The organism is Leucobacter sp. cx-328 (assembly GCF_014530035.1).
In the GTDB taxonomy this organism is placed as follows: Bacteria; Actinomycetota; Actinomycetes; order Actinomycetales; family Microbacteriaceae; genus Leucobacter.
In genome coordinates this window covers 1-18,429 of sequence record NZ_JACVMX010000012.1, presented here as the reverse complement: position 1 = coordinate 18,429, position 18,429 = coordinate 1, and the positions used below count along the sequence as shown (strand labels likewise).

17 protein-coding genes, 1 tRNA gene, 1 other RNA gene and 1 riboswitch are annotated in these 18,429 nt (G+C 60.5%); of the genes, 7 read left to right on the top strand and 12 right to left on the bottom strand.

Translation table 11 applies throughout. The features are described from left to right. Positions 1-180 precede the first annotated feature (180 nt). From ICL81_RS11615 to ICL81_RS11605, 3 genes are all read right to left on the bottom strand, one after another. Positions 181-3,267 (bottom strand): bifunctional [glutamine synthetase] adenylyltransferase/[glutamine synthetase]-adenylyl-L-tyrosine phosphorylase, encoded by a 3,087-nt coding sequence (locus ICL81_RS11615; RefSeq protein WP_188035040.1) that lies wholly within the window; start codon positions 3,265-3,267, stop codon positions 181-183. 5 nt (positions 3,268-3,272) lie between these two features. Further along, on the bottom strand, positions 3,273-4,610 hold the full coding sequence (gene glnA / locus ICL81_RS11610) for a type I glutamate--ammonia ligase (protein ID WP_188035039.1): 1,338 nt from the start codon (positions 4,608-4,610) through the stop codon (positions 3,273-3,275). Positions 4,611-4,685: 75 nt separating this feature from the next. Further along, entirely contained in the window at positions 4,686-4,892 is a 207-nt protein-coding gene (locus tag ICL81_RS11605) for a methionine aminopeptidase (protein WP_188035038.1), read from the bottom strand. Between the two features lie 50 nt (positions 4,893-4,942). Here ICL81_RS11605 and map point away from each other — a divergent pair, with 50 nt between their 5' ends. Further along, positions 4,943-5,812, top strand: coding sequence for a type I methionyl aminopeptidase (map, locus tag ICL81_RS11600; protein WP_188035037.1), 870 nt, complete (start codon positions 4,943-4,945; stop codon positions 5,810-5,812). A gap of 129 nt (positions 5,813-5,941) precedes the next feature. Here the strand turns inward: map and rnpB are convergent. From rnpB to ICL81_RS11570, 6 genes are all read right to left on the bottom strand, one after another. Continuing rightward, an RNA gene (rnpB, locus tag ICL81_RS11595) (RNase P RNA component class A) lies at positions 5,942-6,315 on the bottom strand. 60 nt (positions 6,316-6,375) lie between these two features. Next, positions 6,376-7,107, bottom strand: coding sequence for a zinc ribbon domain-containing protein (locus ICL81_RS11590; protein WP_188035036.1), 732 nt, complete (start codon positions 7,105-7,107; stop codon positions 6,376-6,378). Between the two features lie 41 nt (positions 7,108-7,148). Further along, positions 7,149-7,979 carry a Nif3-like dinuclear metal center hexameric protein gene (locus ICL81_RS11585; RefSeq protein ID WP_370566885.1) on the bottom strand — a complete coding sequence of 277 codons (831 nt, stop codon included), beginning with the start codon at positions 7,977-7,979 and terminating at the stop codon, positions 7,149-7,151. Further along, positions 7,979-8,644, bottom strand: a complete 666-nt coding sequence (locus ICL81_RS11580) for a methionine ABC transporter permease (protein WP_188035034.1) — start codon at positions 8,642-8,644, stop codon at positions 7,979-7,981. Before ICL81_RS11580 ends, ICL81_RS11585 begins: the two co-directional genes overlap by 1 nt. Next, a complete protein-coding gene (locus ICL81_RS11575) occupies positions 8,644-9,675 on the bottom strand; it encodes a methionine ABC transporter ATP-binding protein (RefSeq protein ID WP_188035033.1) in 1,032 nt (343 codons plus the stop codon). Before ICL81_RS11575 ends, ICL81_RS11580 begins: the two co-directional genes overlap by 1 nt. Before the next feature lie 93 nt (positions 9,676-9,768). Further along, positions 9,769-10,659: a MetQ/NlpA family ABC transporter substrate-binding protein gene (locus tag ICL81_RS11570; protein ID WP_188035032.1), complete on the bottom strand. Its 891-nt coding sequence runs from the start codon at positions 10,657-10,659 to the stop codon at positions 9,769-9,771. A 258-nt stretch (positions 10,660-10,917) separates the two neighbouring features. Between ICL81_RS11570 and ICL81_RS11565 the strand changes: the two genes are divergently transcribed. From ICL81_RS11565 to ICL81_RS11555, 3 genes are all read left to right on the top strand, one after another. Then, positions 10,918-12,357 (top strand): glyceraldehyde-3-phosphate dehydrogenase, encoded by a 1,440-nt coding sequence (locus tag ICL81_RS11565; protein ID WP_188035031.1) that lies wholly within the window; start codon positions 10,918-10,920, stop codon positions 12,355-12,357. A gap of 40 nt (positions 12,358-12,397) precedes the next feature. After that, positions 12,398-13,243 (top strand): universal stress protein, encoded by an 846-nt coding sequence (locus tag ICL81_RS11560; RefSeq protein WP_188035030.1) that lies wholly within the window; start codon positions 12,398-12,400, stop codon positions 13,241-13,243. A gap of 184 nt (positions 13,244-13,427) precedes the next feature. Further along, on the top strand, positions 13,428-14,075 hold the full coding sequence (locus tag ICL81_RS11555) for an MBL fold metallo-hydrolase (RefSeq protein WP_188035029.1): 648 nt from the start codon (positions 13,428-13,430) through the stop codon (positions 14,073-14,075). Between the two features lie 13 nt (positions 14,076-14,088). Here ICL81_RS11555 and ICL81_RS11550 read toward each other — a convergent pair whose 3' ends face one another. Next, the gene (locus tag ICL81_RS11550) at positions 14,089-15,375 is read right to left on the bottom strand and encodes a type II toxin-antitoxin system HipA family toxin (protein ID WP_188035028.1); all 1,287 of its coding nucleotides are present in this window, start codon (positions 15,373-15,375) and stop codon (positions 14,089-14,091) included. After that, positions 15,372-15,617: a helix-turn-helix domain-containing protein gene (locus tag ICL81_RS11545; protein ID WP_255498858.1), complete on the bottom strand. Its 246-nt coding sequence runs from the start codon at positions 15,615-15,617 to the stop codon at positions 15,372-15,374. Before ICL81_RS11545 ends, ICL81_RS11550 begins: the two co-directional genes overlap by 4 nt. Before the next feature lie 220 nt (positions 15,618-15,837). Then, a riboswitch (FMN riboswitch) is annotated at positions 15,838-15,966 on the top strand. 89 nt (positions 15,967-16,055) lie between these two features. Between ICL81_RS11545 and pnuC the strand changes: the two genes are divergently transcribed. Beyond that, entirely contained in the window at positions 16,056-16,835 is a 780-nt protein-coding gene (pnuC, locus tag ICL81_RS11540) for a nicotinamide riboside transporter PnuC (protein ID WP_188035027.1), read from the top strand. 88 nt (positions 16,836-16,923) lie between these two features. Here the strand turns inward: pnuC and ICL81_RS11535 are convergent, their stop codons facing one another. Then, the gene (locus tag ICL81_RS11535; protein ID WP_188035026.1) at positions 16,924-17,457 is read right to left on the bottom strand and encodes a flavin reductase family protein; all 534 of its coding nucleotides are present in this window, start codon (positions 17,455-17,457) and stop codon (positions 16,924-16,926) included. Positions 17,458-17,620: 163 nt separating this feature from the next. Here ICL81_RS11535 and ICL81_RS11530 point away from each other — a divergent pair, with 163 nt between their 5' ends. Together ICL81_RS11530 and ICL81_RS11525 are read left to right on the top strand one after the other, a co-directional pair. After that, complete coding sequence (locus tag ICL81_RS11530; RefSeq protein WP_188035025.1) at positions 17,621-18,082, top strand: peroxiredoxin; 462 nt, start codon at positions 17,621-17,623, stop codon at positions 18,080-18,082. 71 nt (positions 18,083-18,153) lie between these two features. Continuing rightward, positions 18,154-18,230: transfer RNA gene (locus ICL81_RS11525), tRNA-Val, on the top strand. Positions 18,231-18,429 lie beyond the last annotated feature (199 nt).

Genomic DNA, 18,429 nt, shown 5'->3' with positions numbered 1-18,429 from the left:
CTCGTATGTTGGGAGAGCTTTCGCGCTCAGGCCTCTGCTTCGTCGGCGACCTCATAGTCCGTTTCCGCGAGCAGCGCTTCGAGGATTTGCTGCAGATATTTCATGTTTCCCACAGTATGCCTGGTTCATAGGAAACACCAGAGCTCGACGTGAACTGGTTGGTGAACAGCTCGTGTCTTCTCAGTATGCGGTGTACAGCGGCGGCTCTTCGTAACCAAAGAACTCACGTTCGAATACCACGCGCGCGCGGCGGGACAGCGAGAGCCAACGTTCGCTGAGCTCTGACGTCTGATCTCGGGGATGCCCAAGAATTCCCGCGACGCCGACAAGCTGCCCCCAGTCGACCGGCAGCACGTCACTCGCGCGCCCAGATGAGAGTTTGAGCGCGGATCGCACCGTGCTGGCATACTCCCACGACTCACGTAGGAGGTCGGCATCGCTCGCCTCAATAAACCCGGCGTCAACGGCGGCACTCAGCGCTTCGAGCGTTGCTGAGGTCCGCATTGATGGCGTCGTCGCCCCGTGTTGCAACTGCAGCAACTGTACGAGCCATTCCACGTCAGAAATGCCGCCGGGACCGAGCTTGAGATGCAGCTTCGGGCTTGCGCCTTGTGGCAGGCGCTCGGCCTCAACGCGGGCCTTGATGCGACGCACCTCTCGCACCTGCGCATCGGTGAATGTCGCCGGGTAACGAATCTCATCGGCAAGTTCGATGAAGGCCTGTCCAAGAGCGGCGTCACCAGCTACGGCGCGAGCACGCAACAGCGCCTGGGCTTCCCAGTCAACCGACCAACGCGTGTAATAGCTGCGGTAGGCGCTGAGACTGCGCGCAAGCGGGCCGTTTTTCCCCTCGGGACGCAGATCAAAGTCTAGATCGACTGAGAAGCGCGGATCAGACACCAGCTGCTTCATCTCGGTCACAAGCTTGACCGCTGCGCGCTGAGCTTTGTCGCCAGGCATGCCCTCGGGGGCGCGGTAGACAGCGAGCAAGTCGATGTCTGATGCAAAGCCAAGCTCGCCTCCGCCGTAGCGCCCCATCGCAATGAGCGACACTTCAAGCGATACTGCAGTCTCGTCACTGTGTTCGCGTACAGCAAGCAACAGACTGTCAAGCAAAGCTGTGTGTGCCGCGTCGAGGCCGAGTGAAACCTCCCGCTCGGAGAGCACCCCGACCGTGCGCCCCATCGCGATGCGCAATATCTCTCGACGGTGCACATTGCGCAGCGCGCGCCCTGCATCTTCGAGCGTTGCTCTGCGAGAGGTGAGTGCACGCATCTCGCCGCGCAACTGATCGAGCATGAGTGGCCTGAGCTGGTCATCACGTTCTAGCCAGGCGACGGCGTCTGGTGTGGTTTCGAGGAGATCCGCGATGAATCGTGAGTTAGAAAGAACACCCGTCAGCCGCTCAGCGGCCTCGTAGCCATCACGCAGCAAACGTAGGTACCACTGCTTGTCGGTGTTTGCTTCACTCACTCGCCTAAAGGCAAGGAGGCCGAAGTCAGGGTCGGTGCCGTCTGCGAGCCACTGGAGCAGCACGGGTGCGAGATTCCGATGAATCTTCGCGCGACGCGAGGTCCCGCGCGTGAGCGCGGCAAGGTGCCTGAACGCGCCCTCTGGATCTCGAAAACCGATACTCTGCAGTCGCGCGCGGGCCTCGTCGGAGCCGAGGACGAACTCTTCGTCTGGCAGCTCAGAGACGGCGCTCAACAGCGGCGCATAGAAGATCTTCAGATGCAAACGACGAACGTCGCGCTTGACCTGTTCCCAAGATTCAATCAATGCGTTGGCGCTCTCGGCGAAGCCGCTTGCACGGGCGAGTATGCGCAGCTCATCCTCGTCCCGCGGCATGAGCGCAGTCCGACGCAGGTCGCGCAACTGCAAGCGGTGCTCCAGCACGCGCAAGAACCGGTACGCTTCCACGAGCCGATCGCCGTCGCTGCGGGCGACGTATCCCCCGGCGACGAGCGCGTCGAGTGACTCGAGTGTTCCGCTCAATTGCAGGCGCTCGTCATACTGGCCGTGCACGAGTTGCAGAAGCTGCACACTGAATTCGATGTCGCGTAAACCACCCGGTCCGAGCTTTAACTGGTGGTCAACATCTTCGAGTGCAATGTGCTCAGTGACGCGTTCGCGCATGCGTTGCACCGAGCCAACGAAGTCTTCGCGGCCACCCGACGCCCACACCATTGGCCGCGTGAAATCGACGAACGCTTGGCCGAGTTCTAGGTCGCCTGCGATCGCACGCGCTTTCATGAGCGCCTGGAACTCCCATGCCTTCGCCCAGCGCTCATAGTATGCGCGCATAGAACCGAGCGTGCGCACGAGTGCCCCCTGCCGCCCCTCAGGGCGCAGGTTTGGGTCAATCTCCCACAGGGCTGGTTCGAGTCCCGGGTCATGGATCACTCGCATGAGCTCACTTGCGAGTTTCGTGGCGACGCGGATCAGCGCATCGCCGTCAAGCGTCTCCTCATCGGCCGTCCCCGCGACGTAGATCACGTCAACATCAGACACAACATTGAGCTCGCGCGCTCCGCACTTACCCATGCCGATGACCGCGAGTTGCAGTGTGTCAAGACGCTTCCTTGAGACCGGGGTTCCTGCAGTGCCGACTTCGAGGCCTGCTCGTGCAACGAGCAGGCCGATTTCAATGGCCGACTCAGCCAAAATCGTGAGCCCAGCCGAGGTCGTACTCGATGCTTCGAGTGCGCGACCTGCTGCGCTCTCATGCAGATCCCAGAGCATGAGCTCCGCAAGCAGGGTGCGGTAGGCAACCCGGAGCGCGCTACTCCCCTGTTCACCTGGGAGTATCCCTGCAGCATCGACCACTGCCGGCGAATCGGCTGCGGTGGCAGAGCCCGCTGCGGTGACTGCTGCGCGCAGCTCGGCATTTGCCTGGGCCAGGCTCGGTCGAGCTCCGTCCTGACTCGTCACCCGGGAGATCTGGCTGGGGTTTCGGTAGAGAAATTCGCCAAGCGCCACGGAGGAGCCGGTGAGCATCCACCAGCGGCGCCAGCGATCCGCGTCTGTCCCGAGGCATTCGAGCGCCGCAGGCTGGTCGGCAGCAAGGCGCTGCGTGAGTGCGAGCGCACCATCAGGATCGGCAGCCCATGCTGCACCGTCGAGCAGTGCAGGCACTGCGACCTGCACCGCCTCGGCGACTTCGGTGAGCCGCTCACGCGCCTCGCTCAACCGGTCAAAGCCGACTTTTGCGAGGGCGCCGAGCGTCACTCCGGTGGTGCGTCCACGGGCCGGATCCTGAGTGCTCATCTTGCTTAAATGGTGTCCAGCATGGTCTTGAGCTCGTACTGTGTCACCTGACGACGGTACGCCTCAACTTCTTGCCGACTGTCACGGAGCAGGTACGCGAAGACCTGCTCGCCGAGTGTCTCGGCAACGAGCTCGGAACGCTCCATGACTGCGAGCGCGTGCTCCAGGCTCTGCGGCAGTGGATCAAAGCCCATCACGCGGCGTTCACCCTGGCTCAGCTCCCAGATGTTCTCTTCCGCCTCCGGAGGCAACTCGTACTCCTCGCGAATACCCTTTAGACCTGCCGCGAGCAGCACCGAGAAACCGAGGTAGGGATTCACGGCGGTGTCCATTGCGCGGTATTCGATCCGCGCCGCATTGCCCTTGCCCGGCTTGTACAACGGCACGCGCACGAGTGCGGATCGGTTATTGTGGCCCCAGCTCACGAACGAGGGGGCTTCGTCGCCGCCCCACAGACGCTTGTAGGAGTTCACGTACTGGTTCGTGACCGCCGTAATCTCAGGGGCGTGCTTGAGCAGGCCAGCAACGAAGCGGCGTGCGGTGACCGACATTTGGTACTTGGCACTCGGGTCGAAGAAGGCGTTCGTGTCGCCTTCAAAGAGCGAGAGGTGCGTGTGCATGCCAGAGCCCGGCTGACCGGCGAGCGGCTTCGGCATAAAGGTCGCGTGCACGCCCTGCGCGATCGCTACCTCTTTCACGACTGAGCGGAACGTCATGATGTTGTCGGCTGTCGTGAGCGCATCTGCGTAGCGCAGATCGATTTCGTTCTGGCCGGGTCCAGCCTCGTGGTGGCTGAACTCGACGGAAATGCCAAGCTCCTCGAGCATGTTCACGCTCTCGCGTCGGAAGTCGTGAGCGGTACCACCTGGCACGTTGTCGAAGTAGCCTGCGCGATCGACCGGGACGGGCCCGTCAGGACCAAACTCCTTCGATTTAAAGAGGTAAAACTCGATCTCGGGATGGGTGAAGAATTTGAACCCCATATCGGCCGCGGTCTCGAGCTGCCTCTTGAGCACGTTACGCGGATCCGCCACTGACGGCTCACCATTCGGCGTATGAATATCGCAGAACATACTCGCAGTCGGCTCGGCTTCGCCGCGCCACGGCAACAACTTGAATGTTGACGGGTCAGGAATTGCGATGAGGTCAGACTCATACGCGCGCGTAAGTCCCTCGATAGCTGAGCCATCGAAGCCGATGCCTTCTGTGAAGGCCACCTCGACCTCTGCGGGAGACAGCGCAACTGATTTCAGCGCGCCGGCGACATCGGTAAACCACAGACGCACGAATTTTACGCGTCGTTCTTCGATTGTGCGCAGGACGTAGTCACGCTGCTTGCTCATCTTGATTCCTTGCAGTGTCTCAGTGTGGGGTGCGGATCGCCGCTGCGCGACCCATGAAAACTCTTGGCGGGCGCCTTAGAAGTTGTCTTCCTCTTCTTCAGCTGCCCACTGACGAGCGCGCTCTGCGAGAGTTTCCTTCGCGTGCGCAGCCTCTTCAGCTGACTTGAACGGGCCGACGCGATCGATTCCCATCGACTGCGGTCCGAATTCAACTTCACCAGTCTTGTCGTTGAACCAGTAGGTGTCGCCTGAATCGTCGACGCCCCAGTCTTTCTTGCTCATGACAGTCTCCTCTGAGTCGGTTGTGGATCCTTAACTCCTAGACTAGAGCCATGCCGTTCGATAGTCATGGTCATATTGTCCCCGGCGCGTATCCTGCTCCGCGCACCGTTCCCGCAGATATTCAGCGCCCGCCATACGTTGGCCTGAGGACGCCGCCCGCATACACGGGCGACAACACATACACCGAGGCCGAAATTGACCTCATTCGCGCAGCTGGTCGCATCTCGTCTGGCGCACTTGACGCGGTCGGCGCAGCGATTCGCCCCGGCATCACGACCGCGGAGATCGATCGCATCGCACACGAGTACGTCGTCGCTGCTGGCGCGTATCCGTCGACGCTCGGTTACCGCGGCTACCGCGCTTCGTCGTGCACGTCGGTCAACGAGGTTATCTGCCACGGCATCCCCGATGACACTGTGCTGCGCGAGGGTGACATTGTGAACGTCGATGTGACCTCATACCTCGACGGCTACCACGGCGACACGAACCGCACGTACCGCGTCGGTGAGGTCTCGGAAGAGGTTGACCTGCTCATCGAACGCACCCACGAAGCAATGATGCGCGGCATCAAAGCAGCGCGCCCCGGTCGTGAGGTCAACGTCATCGGTCGCGTCATCGAGACCTACGCGAAGCGTTTTGGTTACGGTGTTGTCCGTGACTTCACCGGCCACGGCGTTGGCTCATCGTTCCACTCTGGCCTCATCATTCCCCACTACGACTCGGCGCCCAGCTACGCAGACATCATCAAGCCGGGCATGGTCTTCACGGTAGAGCCGATGCTCACGCTCGGTACGCACGAGTGGTCCCAGTGGAATGACGGCTGGACCGTCACCACGCGCGACAAATCGCTCACGGCGCAGTTCGAACACACCGTTGTCATCCGCGAAGACGGCTTCGAGCTGCTCACCGTTTCGGAGTAGCTCCCCACCGGCAAGCGAGTACAAAAATAGCGCGGGAGTCGACTTCGGTCGACTTCCGCGCTGTTGTATACCCACGCACCTGGCGCGCACTGCGTGTTCCGGTGCGGATCCGCCACACACGACGAGAAAAGGAATGGGCCGACTATAAGCCGGGTCCTGTACCGCGCCGAAACACGGTGACGGTCATCTCTCTCGACCGGCCGTTGCCGACCGGCTCTAGCAGCCTACCCGTAGACTCAGCGGGACGCCTCATCGCCTACTATCTGGCCTTGCTCCGAACGAGGTTTACCTGGCCGCCCATGTCACCACAGGCGCCGGTGGTCTCTTACACCACCTTTTCACCCTTACCCGAGCTGGCGAACCAGCCCTGGCGGTCTACTCTCTGTTGCACTTTCTCGCGGGTTGCCCCGAGTGGACGTTATCCACCGTTCTTCCCTGCGGAGCCCGGACTTTCCTCGGCATATGATGCACGCACCACATGACGCGACCGCCCGTCGACCCATTCCAGGAGTCAGTTTACTCCACCTGGCGGGCCGAATCGGACGGTCGGTACAGAGTGAGGCTTAGCCTTCGTCGGCGATGCGCACGAGAATCGCACCCGAGCCAGGGCAGAAGATGACATCGTCAACCTGCGCCGCATGCACGTTGCTCATCTCAGCTGGCGAGAGCGCCATGTTGCTGCCCTCGGAAACGTTGCCCCGCAGGCGCGCTGCACCGATACCCACCTGGGCACGAGTCTCTTCGTAGAGTGCAAGGAGGTCGCCCTGCACCTCAGCAGCGAGGCCAGCGCGCGCGTCTTTTGCCTCCGCGAGATCTTCGGCAATCTGCTGCTCGGCTGCGGCGAGTCGCGCCTGTACCGTGGCACGACGCTCATCGATACCGTTGTACGCTTCCTCGGCAGCAGCGAGGGCTGCAGCGGCAGCCTCTGCGGCCTCAGTTGCAGCGAACTCCTGCTCTTCGAGGGCAGCCTGGCGTCGAATCAGCGCATCGATCTCGCTCTGGATCGCGATCGCGTGCTTCGGGTCGGTCGCCTCAGCGAGCAGCTTCTCATCGTGCGCGCGACGCTCTGCAGCAAGCTTGACGTCTGAGGCAAAGCGCGTGAGTTCAAGCGCAACCGTGTCAGACTCGCGTTGCGCTGCGAGGTATGCATCGCGTGCTGCAACACGCTCACCCTCGGTCGCTGCGAGCTCTGCGCGTTCCGGCAGCTGGCCGGGCAGACGATGCAGTCGAGCAAGATTGTGGTCAAGAGCCTGGAGATCGAGCAGCAAGTGCTGCTGACGCGGGAGAGCCTTCATGCTGTCAATCCTACCGCGCCAGCAGCAATTTGCCTGGAAGATTAGCGCGCTGCACCCACCGCGAAGGTCCACGGATCGGTGCGCAGGGTGCTGACCTTGAACTCCACTCCTGGGAGTCGCTCCCCCAAACGCTCGGCGGCTCCAGCGAGCCACAGTGACTCACTCGCCCAGTGAGCAACGTCAATTAATGCCGGGCCGCCAGACACTGCTGCGGCCTCGATAGCTTCTTGCGCCGGGTGGTGCCGCAAGTCGCTCGTCACATACACGTCAGCACCAAGCACCGCGGGGTGACTCAGCAGGCTATCGCCCGCACCGCCACACAGCGCGACACGGCTGATCTTGCGTTCCGGATCCCCAGCGACGCGCACTCCGCTTACGGTCTGAGGCATCACATTGTTCACGCGATCCGCGAACTCACGCAGGTTCACGGGAGCAACGAGATCACCGACACGACCGATACCAGCTGTCGGATCCGCGCCTGGTTCAATCGGAGACGCAGCAAGCAATCCGAGACGCTGGGCAATCACATCAGACACCCCATACTCGGGAGCGTCGGCGTTTGTGTGCGCTGCGATTAACGCGCATTCGGCGCGGATCAGCCGAGCCAGCAGTGCGCCCTTCGCCGTGTCTTCTGCGATGGTATGGATCCCGCGCAGCAACAACGGATGGTGCGTAATGAGCGCGTCAGCGCCCCACGCAATTGCCTCGTCAACGGTCGCCGCGACCGCGTCAACCGCAAGCAACACGCGCTTGATCGGCTGCCCATCGCGACCGGTCACGAGACCGACCTGATCCCACGACTCCGCAGTTGCAACGGGCCAAAAGTCTTCTGCGACCGCGCGCAGATCAGCAAGAACGGGAACCGACATCATTACCTCCGGAGGAGCTTTCGTGCGAGCCAGTTGCCAAGCAACTGCACGACCTGTACGAGCGCAATGATAATCAGAACGGCGGTCCACGTCACCCACGGGTTGAACTGTCGATAGCCGTATTGCAGGGCAAGCTGCCCGAGTCCGCCGCCACCAATTGCGCCAGCCATCGCTGTCATATCAACAATCGCGACGAACGCGAAGGTGTACCCGAGGATGAGCGGGCCAAGGCCCTCAGGAATTAGGACGGTGAAGATAGTGCGGATCGGGCCTGCACCCATTGCGCGAGCAGCCTCGATGACGCCGGGCGACACCGTGAGCAGGTTCTGCTCAACGAGACGCGAGATTCCAAACGTCGCAGCGAACGACAGCACGAAGATGAGCGCCTTGTCACCGATGCCCACACCGACCACCAGGCGCGCAAGCGGCTGGAGCGCCGCAATCAGTACGACGAACGGGATCGGGCGGAAGAAATTCACGAGGAAATTCAGCACCCAGTAGACCAGTCGGTTCTGCAGGAGACCGCCCTGGCGGGTCACCGTCAGGAGCACGCCGAGCAGCAGGCCGAGGAAACCACCAACACCAAGCGCGATCGAGACATACGTCAACGTTTGGACGACAGCCTCGAGGAGCTTGCCGTCAGAAATCAGATCAAGAAGCCGATCCATTAGACAAGCACCTCCAGTTCAGCAACCTGGCCGAGCGCGGCCACAGCGTGTTCGACGCGAACGTCGTCACCAATAAGTTCAAGGGTGAGGCGACCAAAGCTCCGGCCACCAACGTCAGTGATGCCACCATGAATGATGTTCACTCCGACGCCACGATCAGCGAGCGTCTGGAAAACGACGGGCTGATCTACATCGCCATCACGGAACTTCAGTGAGACGATACGGCCGCGGTGCCGTTCTTTCAGCTTGTCGAGGTGCACCTGGTCGGGCAGCGTCGGCAGCGCGGTCGCGACAAAGCGACGTGTTGTCTCAGCCTGCGGGTTTGAGAAGACCTCGTACACCTCGCCCTGCTCAACGGCGACTCCGCCAGACATGACCGTCACCCGGTCGGCAATTTCGCGCACGACTTCCATCTCATGCGTAATGAGGATGATTGTGATGCCAAGTTCAGCGTTCACTCGCTTGAGCAGCGCGAGTACCTCCTGCGAGGTCTGCGGATCGAGCGCGCTGGTCGCCTCGTCAGCGAGCAGCAGGCCGGGACGTGTTGCGAGCGCACGCGCGATACCGACACGCTGCTTCTGGCCGCCTGAGAGCTGATCGGTGTACGAATCAGCTTTGTCTGCCAGACCGACGAAGTCGAGCAACTCTGCGACACGTGCTTGTCGATCGACCTTGGGGACACCGGCAACGATGAGCGGGTACTCAACGTTCTTCGCAACCTTTTTCGAATGGAACAGGTTGAACTGCTGGAAGATCATGCCGATGCCTCCGCGCACATCACGCAGCCTCGACTCCGGTAGGCCAGTAATCTCCTGGCCACCAACCGTGATGCTGCCTGCAGTCGCCCGCTCGAGGCCGTTGACGAGGCGCAACAGCGTACTCTTGCCGGCACCGGAGTAACCAATGATCGCGTGAATCTCACCCGATGCAACGTCAATGGAGACGTTGTCGACGGCGAGAACAGGGTCGGCGTCTTTCGATCCGCGCCCTGGGTATTGCATCGATACATCTGTGAGTGTGACGCGTGTCATTGGCGTCTCCTTTCGTGCGAGCCGCAAACGGCGGAGCGGGGTGCCCGGTTACCCGTGCACCCCGCTAGCCGATATTGCAGCGTTCGTTCGCGATTACTTCTGCGAAGCGCGGACGTCTTCTTCCGCGGTCTTCAGAATTTCCGCAAGCTCAGACTTGGAAAGCTTAACTGCTACCGCGCCCTCGCCGACGTAATCCTTGAGAGCTGCCTGAACATCTGCGTTGTTCTGGTAGATCTCGACGAGCTTGTTGTAGGTCTCGTTGTCGAGATCAGCAGCGCGTGCAGCGAAGATGTTGATGTAGGGCTGAACCGACTCGTCCTCAACGCCGTCAGCGCCGAGCGAATCCTTGAAATCGAGGCCTGCGGGCTCAACGTAGTCGTTGTTGACAACGCCTGCGTCTACGTCGGGCAGCGACGAAGGAATGAGGTCTGCAGCAAGGGTCTGTACCTTGACCTTCGACTTGTCGGCGAGAACGTCGTCAGCGGTCGACGTGTTCGAGCCGCCGTCCTTGAGCTCAATGAGGCCGAACTTCTGAAGCACGAGCAGCGCACGTGCACCGTTCGAGGGGTCATCGGGCACAGCAATCGTTGCGCCAGCGGGGATCTCATCGAGGCTCTTGTACTTGGCCGAGAAGATGTTCATCGGGTAGATGAAGGTCGAGCCAATGATCGAGAGGTCATCGCCCGAAGCAACATTGTGCTCAGCGAGGTACTGGATGTGCTGGAACTGGTTGAGATCGAGCTCGCCCTCGGTGAGTGCGGGGTTGGGCTGAGGGTAATCGTCGAAGTCGACGATCTCCACGTTGATGCCCTCTTCCTTTGCCGCGTCGACGAAGGTGGTCCAGTACGGCTGACCGCCGGGAACAACGCCAATCTTTACCGTTGCGTCTTCAGCCTCGGTCGATGCACAACCTACGAGCGAGGTGGTAACGAGTGCGAGTGCTGCGACAGATGCAGCGAGGAGGCCGCGCTTCTTCAATGACATTGCAGTCCCTTTCGTGAGAATCGTGAAATCAGGGTGGATCAGCAACGAAATTCACTACAACTGTGAGTAGAAATCTGTGTGGAAGATCGGTGTTGTCCATAAGTTTCCCCCGAATACGTAACTTCCGACGAATCGCGGTGTCATATTCCGTCACTCTCTCGTCCGACACATGGGATACTGGAGGGAGACTGATATCAGTATCCGGCGGGGAAAGTGTTTACCTCCGCCAACCCACCCGGGAAGGAACCCCTCGTTCAGATGAATCAGCCCGCAGCTACTCACCTCGAGTCCTGGAACGCGAAGCAGGAGCTCGCCGAACGGATGATCCCGATGATCGGTCAGTTGTACCGCGATCACGATGTGGTCATGTCGGTACACGGCCGCAGCCTCGTCGGCCAGTCGGCAATCGACATCATCCGCGCGCATAGCTTTGCACGCAAGATCGACGTCAATGAGCTCCCCCTCACTGAGACCTTTGCGATCATCGAGACCCTTGCTGCCATCCAGCCCGGTCCCGCATCGATCGACCTCGCACTCCTCGCATCGTCATTCCGCGCAACTGCGTCGGATGACCTCGAGTCGTTCCTCCGCGAGCAGCTCGCAGACAACGCTGACACCGCCCGCGCCGCAGGTAGCGACGTTGTCCTGTACGGCTTTGGCCGCATCGGCCGCCTGCTCGCACGCATCATCATCGACCACTCAGGTAGCGAAAACGGCCTGAACCTCCGCGCGATCGTTGTGCGCAAGGGTTCGGAGAACGACCTCGAGAAGCGCGCAAACCTCCTCCGCCGCGATTCGGTGCACGGTCCCTTCAACGGCACCATCAGCATCATCCCTGAAGAGAACGTCATCCTCGCAAATGGCGTTCGCATCCAGGTGATCTACTCGAACGATCCCGCAAGCGTTGACTACACCGCCTACGGCATCAACAACGCAATCCTCGTTGACAACACCGGTCGCTGGCGCGATGCAGAGGGCCTCGGCCAGCACCTGCAGAACAACGGCATCGCACGCGTGCTCCTCACCGCACCCGGTAAGGGTGACATGCTCAACGTTGTCTACGGCGTAAACAACGACAAGATCACCGATGCTGACACCATCCTCAGCGCAGCTTCGTGCACCACGAACGCAATCACCCCCGTCCTCAAGGTCATCAACGACGAGTACGGCGTCAAGCAGGGTCACGTCGAGACTGTACACGCGTACACGAACGACCAGAACCTCATCGATAATTTCCACAAGGGTGACCGTCGTGGCCGCTCGGCAGCACTGAACATGGTGCTCACCGAGACCGGTGCTGCGAAGGCAGTTGCGAAGGCACTCCCCGAGTTCGAGGGCAAGCTGACCGGCAACGCAATCCGCGTTCCTACCCCCGATGTCTCGATGGCTGTACTCAACCTGCAGCTCGAGAAGGAGACCACCCGCGAGGAGATCAACGAACTCCTCCGCCAGGTATCGCTCACCGGCGCGCTTCGCACGCAGATCGAGTACGTTGAGTCGTCAGAGATCGTTTCGATGGACTTCGTCGGCTCAAACCGCGCTGGCATCGTTGACGGCCTCGCAACCATCGTGACCGGGTCGACCGCCATTCTCTACGTCTGGTATGACAACGAGTACGGCTACAGCTGCCAGGTTGTTCGCATCATCGAGCAGCTCGCAGGTTCGCACCCGGCACAGGTTCCGGCGCGCAACGCCTAATTCCCCACCACTAGACGAAACTTGCACAAGGGAGAGCATTATGTCTGAGAAGTTCCTTATCGGCGTCGACGGATCGGAACAGAGCCGCACCGCACTCGCGTGGGGTCTGTCGCGAGCGAAAGATCGCAACGCATCTGTCGAGCTCCTGCACGTTGCCGACGATTCTTTCCTTTCGGAAAGCGCGGTCTTCCTCTCTGAGGCGCAGGACGCCTCTCAGCAGATGCTCGATATCGAGGCTGCGTACGCACGTAGCATCGGCTTCGAAGGCGAGATCAGCGGCACCGCTGTTGTGGGCCACCCCATCCTTGAGGTAGAAGAAGCCTCGAAGCGTGCCGATCTTCTCGTGCTTGGTGCTCACGAGGGCAGCAAGTTCGCTGGCTCCTTCTTTGGCACCCGTGCAGTGAAGGTTGCAGCAACCGCTCATTGCCCCGTTGCAGTCATCCCTGGCACCGAGGTCGATCCCACCGCGGGCATTGTCGTTGGTGTTGACGGCTCTGAGGCTTCGCAGAAGGCAGTTGACTACGCGGCTGAGATTGCGTCATTCCGTGGCGTGCCCCTCATCGCCGTGTACGCATGGATGCCCCCGCTCACCCCGGGTCTCGAGTATCTCTGGAGCGAAGACCTCGTCAAGGCGCAGCAGGCTGCAGCTGAAGAGGCGATCGCGATTGGTACCGCTGGTCTCGCATCGCGTTACCCTGATCTCACGATTGAGCGACACATCGTCCAGGCACCCCCGGTTGCGGCACTCGTGCAGGCAGCTGAAGGCGCTCAGATGATCGTTGTCGGCAGCCGCGGCCGCGGTGGACTGAGCCGCTTGCTCCTCGGCTCTGTCAGCCATGGCGTGCTCCAGGCACTGCCCGTGCCGACCATCGTCGTAAAGCCGTAAGGTTTCGTCACTCGGCGGGCGGCCCTCAGACGTTCAGTCTGGGGGCCGCCCGCTTTTGTACGCTTTTCCACAGATTCTGAGATCAGGTGCAATTCGTTCCGCAACGGGATACGCTCAAGAGAGAACCTTCGATGGGCGACGAAGGCTGCAACTGACGATTTTCGACAGCACAAGGAGAGATCGCATGAGCGAGGCTCGTATCGAACAGGTCATCACACGTGGGCGGATCGGCGCAGGTCTGCCAGGCCGTCCAGCAGAAGGCTTGGAGCTCGAAAACAACGTGTGGCTTCTGGGCGACGACGCCGAGGTGCTTATCATCGATGCCGGCCATGACGCACAGGCTATTGCCGATGCGGTCGCTGATCGTAACGTGCTCGGAATCCTCCTCACCCACGGCCACGAAGACCACGTGAATGCGGCACTCGAACTCGCAGCGATCGTAGATACGCACATCTACTTGCATCCAGACGACCTCTTCATTTGGGCTGACACGCATGGCGACGCTCTCCCAGATTTCGAGCTCGCCGACGGCGCGCTCTTCGCCGCCGCCGGCCTCGAACTCCTCACGCTGCATACGCCTGGTCACACTCCTGGCTCGGTGAGTTTCGCAGTTCCCGCCCTGAACATCGTCTTCAGTGGCGACACGCTGTTCCACGGTGGTCCTGGCGCCGTTCGGTGGGACTATTCCAGTTGGACACAGATTCTCGATTCGATCGATGAGCGCCTCCTCTCACTCCCGAGCGACACCGCTGTCCTCCCCGGCCATGGCGCACTCACGACCGTCGCAGACGAGGCTCCAAGTATGCCCGCCTGGCGGCTGCACAGCGCGTAAAGCGCGCGTAAGCTCAGGCGATAAGGCGAGCAATCTCGCGTTCGGCGAGTTGCTGTTGTTCGGTCGAAAAGGCTGGCGCCATCGACTTCATTTCGGCCTCAGCGATTCCTACACTCGCTGCGACCTTCTCCCACGTCCGTACGGGTGCGAGCACCTCAGCGAGCGCGTGACCTGCATCGCCTTTTGAAAGCCCGAACGCGTCTTTTGATGCAACCAAGCTCAAGATGCTTCGCTTTCGCGGGTCGTCCTTGGAGTTGATCTGACGCGAAGAAACTGAGCCGATACTTGGCGAAGGGTTCACATCAAATGCGGGACTCAGTCGCCAGCCACATTCTCCACGCAAAAAACCGTGATTTTTCCAGTGGTCATCAATGTTGTTGATGAGTACCGTGAATGCGATCCGTTTGAACAGCTCCCGCAGCTGATTACGGTCACCACCCGTGAGCATGTCGACGCAATCAGCAAAGTCCTCGTATGTTGCCGTGTTGAAGGTGTGATCAGGCAGCTCCATTGCTGTGCGGGCAGAAATGAAGCCAATCCGATTCCCTGACTCCGTGCGATCGAATCGATAAAGCACGAGTGTCGATTTCATGCCCGCCGGTCGACATAGACGTCCAGTCTGCACCTCGAGTCCCGCCTGCTCAGCAAGCTGTATCGCAGTAAATTCCCACGCCTCACCGTCCCGCCCACCGTCACGCGAGGAAGGCAGCTTCAACATCTTCAGCTCGCCACCGACACGAGCGGCGACCTTCGGCCTCGCTCCTCCCGCCGAGGTGCCGGGAGCACCGAGAAGCATGAGATCACGTTCATCGGCTTCGTGCTCTTCAAATCTCGCGGCCGCACCGGTAAAGGCCGCAAGGCCGTTCACTTCAAGCTCGGGCACGGTAACTTCGGATAGCCACGTGCTGCCTCCTACCGAGGCAAAACGGATCGCGCCAAGCCGGCTCTCATCGCTTGCCAACGCAAGGTAATCAAAATCCCCAACAACTGGAGTATTGAGACCGACCTGCCTGTCGCTCGCCAGTTTTGCCCGCATGACCATTCGACCCCAGTCGTCAGGTGTGAGGTCCTGGAACGCAAAGAACAGCGCACGGTCAGGTCCCGAGTACGTGCGGGAGTGGGTTCGCGGAAGATCAGGCGATAGCTCGTACGCCCCAGCAACGGAGAAGTAGTCCTGGTCATACGTGAACCAGCTACCCCCGAGAGAGCGCCCACCAACAAAGGAAGCCCCGAGCCTGCCGGCTCGTACAGTGAGGCCGCCAACCTCTACATATACGTCGAGTTCATCAAATAGCTTCATCGCGGCCTTGGCCCTTCAATGGCAAGCGCGCGGCCTGCGTCCGTGGTGAGTGGATCCAGCGCAGTTACCAGCGTATCCACCACTCCGAGCACGCTGGCGACGGCGAAGAGGGAATCAATGCGAGGCGATCCTGTTCCGTCTTCGATACCTCGCAACGTTTCGCGCGTAATATGCGCGCGACGCGCCAATTCGGAGGCACTCATGCCCTGCAGTTTTCGCCACGAACGCAAGTGCTCCCCCATGCGTACGAGCGCACGAGTACGAGCAGGCGACCTTCGTTGAACCATAACTCCTCCAATTTGGTAGCTATACCTTGCAATTTTACTAATAGTTGCAAGGTATAGCTACCAATACTTGGAATTCGATCTCAGGTACTGTTCCCGCCCGGCCATCCCCAGCTTTCGCCCAAAGCAAACTGAATTTTAGTTTCCACGCAAGGGGTTTACACTAGAGAGCGAACACACTCGTGCTCCGGGGTCGGTGAAATTCCGAGCCGGCGGTCACAGTCCGCGACCCGAGGCCATCTGGCCGAGGCTGAACCAGTGAAATTCTGGTACCGACAGTTACAGTCTGGATGGAAGAAGCACAGGCGTGTGGCCTATTTGGGGTATCGCTATTCTCAGCGCTCCCCCCGCGCCGCACGTTCTCCCTCGGCAGTATCGATCGAGAGGAGAAACGGAATGAACATTTTTCACTGGCTCGTCGAGCTTTTCAATGCGCACTGGCAGCTCCCCGGCGGGCAGTCACTGCTCGTACGCGAAGTCGTAGGCAACGTTTTCGGACTTGCCTCTGCGCTTGGCGGCATGCGCCGCCGCATTTGGGCGTGGCCCGTCGGAATTGTTGGCAATCTGCTGCTGCTCACAGTATTCCTTGGGTCAATCCTCAGCCCTGATCACGAACTTCCGAGTCTGCTTGGCCAGGCGGGGCGTCAGGTCATGTTCATCACCGTCGCTATTTACGGCTGGGTGCGTTGGAAGAACGCGAGCAACAACGGCAACGGCCAGGTGACCCCACGCTGGGCATCGAATTCGACACGTATCGGCCTCGCATTGACGATGGTGCTCGGCACGGTCGCACTCACTCCCCTGTTCCGCGCGCTTGGTTCTTGGGATCCGGTGTGGGCCGACGCATGGACCTTCGTTGGCTCACTGCTCGCAACCTATGGCATGGCGAAGGGTTGGACTGAGTTCTGGCTCATCTGGATCGCGGTCGACCTCGTCGGCGTGCCCCTGCTGTTCAGCTCCGGTTACTACGCCACGGCATTCATGTACGTCTTCTATGGCGCGTTTACGGCAGTCGGCTTCGTGGTGTGGGCACGCGCGAACAAGCACGAGAAACCTTGCATCGATGCGGTGATGCCCGATCCGCGCGTCTCACCGGCTACCAACCTCGAAGTCGATAGCGAGGCGCAGGGAGCCACCGCTGTCATCACGACCACTGCGTCAGCGAACGCAAGCTAGCGCGTACGCAGCGCAACGCAGTGAGGGCCAGCACCTGGAACGATTACTCGCCTCGGTGCCGGCCCTCACTGCGTTGCGGATGCGCGCCTTAGTTGCTCGAGACAGACTCGCCCAACTCGCGGAACTCGCGGTTGTAGTACGCCATCGGCTCGTGGGTGTCGCCCTGCACCGAACCAATGACTTCGGCAATGACAACCACTGATGAGCCGACGGTCTCGGTATGGAGAGCCCGGCAACGCAACGCGGCACGTACGTTGCGCAGATAGGGCTCGCCAGTCTCCAGCTCGGCCCACCCTTGCTCGGCAGTAAATCGCTCTGTACCTGACACCGCAAAAGTGCGCGCGAGGTCCGCATGCCGCGAATCAAGCAGGTGCACGAGGAACGAATCCGCGCGCAGAATGCCACCCGCGCTGCCCGTGGCTCGGGTGACAGAAAACACCAGGGCGGGCGGATCCACACTTACCGACGCGACGCTCGACGCAGTCAGGCCAACAGGGCCTTCTTCGGTCTGTGCCGTGATCAACGACACGCCTGCTGGGTGGTCTCGAAACGCGAGCTTCAGGGCGTCCGCCGTAGCTGCAGTTGATTCAACGACAACGTTCTCCGACTTCGTAGCGCTCATTCCCGATAACTCCTTGCTTCACAATGCTGTTCTTCGTTCACCCTATCCAGGCTTCTCCAAGGAAATCCGAGAGATGTCTCAGTGTGACGCTGCGATACGCTTGCCTCAGCGCTTCGGCACTGCCGAGCTGAGCGCAGAACGACTGAACACAAAGGAGTCAAAGATGGTCCTCGAGGTTGGCACGATCGCACCCGATTTCACCCTGTCCGATCAGAACGGTGAGGAGCTTACCCTCAGCGAGCTCGTCACCGAGTCGCCGGTCGCACTGGTCTTCTTCCCCCTCGCGTTCTCGGGCATCTGCACCGGTGAGCTGTGCGAGCTCCGCGATAACATCGCGATCTTCCAGGACGCAAAGGTTCGCGTCCTCGGCGTCTCCGTTGATTCCGTATACACGCTGAAGGCATGGGCAGACCAGGAAGGCTACAACTTCTCAGTGCTTTCCGACTTCTGGCCGCACGGCGCAGTGTCGCAGGACTACGGCGTCTTCATCGACGAAGCAGGCATCGCAACACGCGCGACTTTCCTCATCGGTGAAGACCGTAAGATTCTCGCTTCGTTCGCAACAGAGCCTGGTCAGGCGCGAGATTTCGCAGCCTACCGTGACGCGGTAGCGAAGCTTTCGTAAGTTTCAGGCGCGTTCGATTCGCTGTCGGGTGTTGATCTGTTCTATAGTTAACAGGTCGCAGTCGACAGCAAGCGCCCTTAGCTCAGTTGGTTAGAGCATCTCGTTTACACCGAGAGGGTCGGGAGTTCGAGTCTCTCAGGGCGCACCATTCACAACCCGGTCAGAAATGACCGGGTTGTTTTGTTTCCGAATCAGCTTCACACGCCACTCCTCGTGTTACGGGTTATAGGACAAAACGTGTGTAAACGGTTGGGCGGGTCATGCCCGTCCTCCCCATCCAGCACGTAGCCAGAGCCCTTCCGCAGCATCGAGTCCTGTGCCGTAGAGCTCTGGCCCATTGTCGGGTT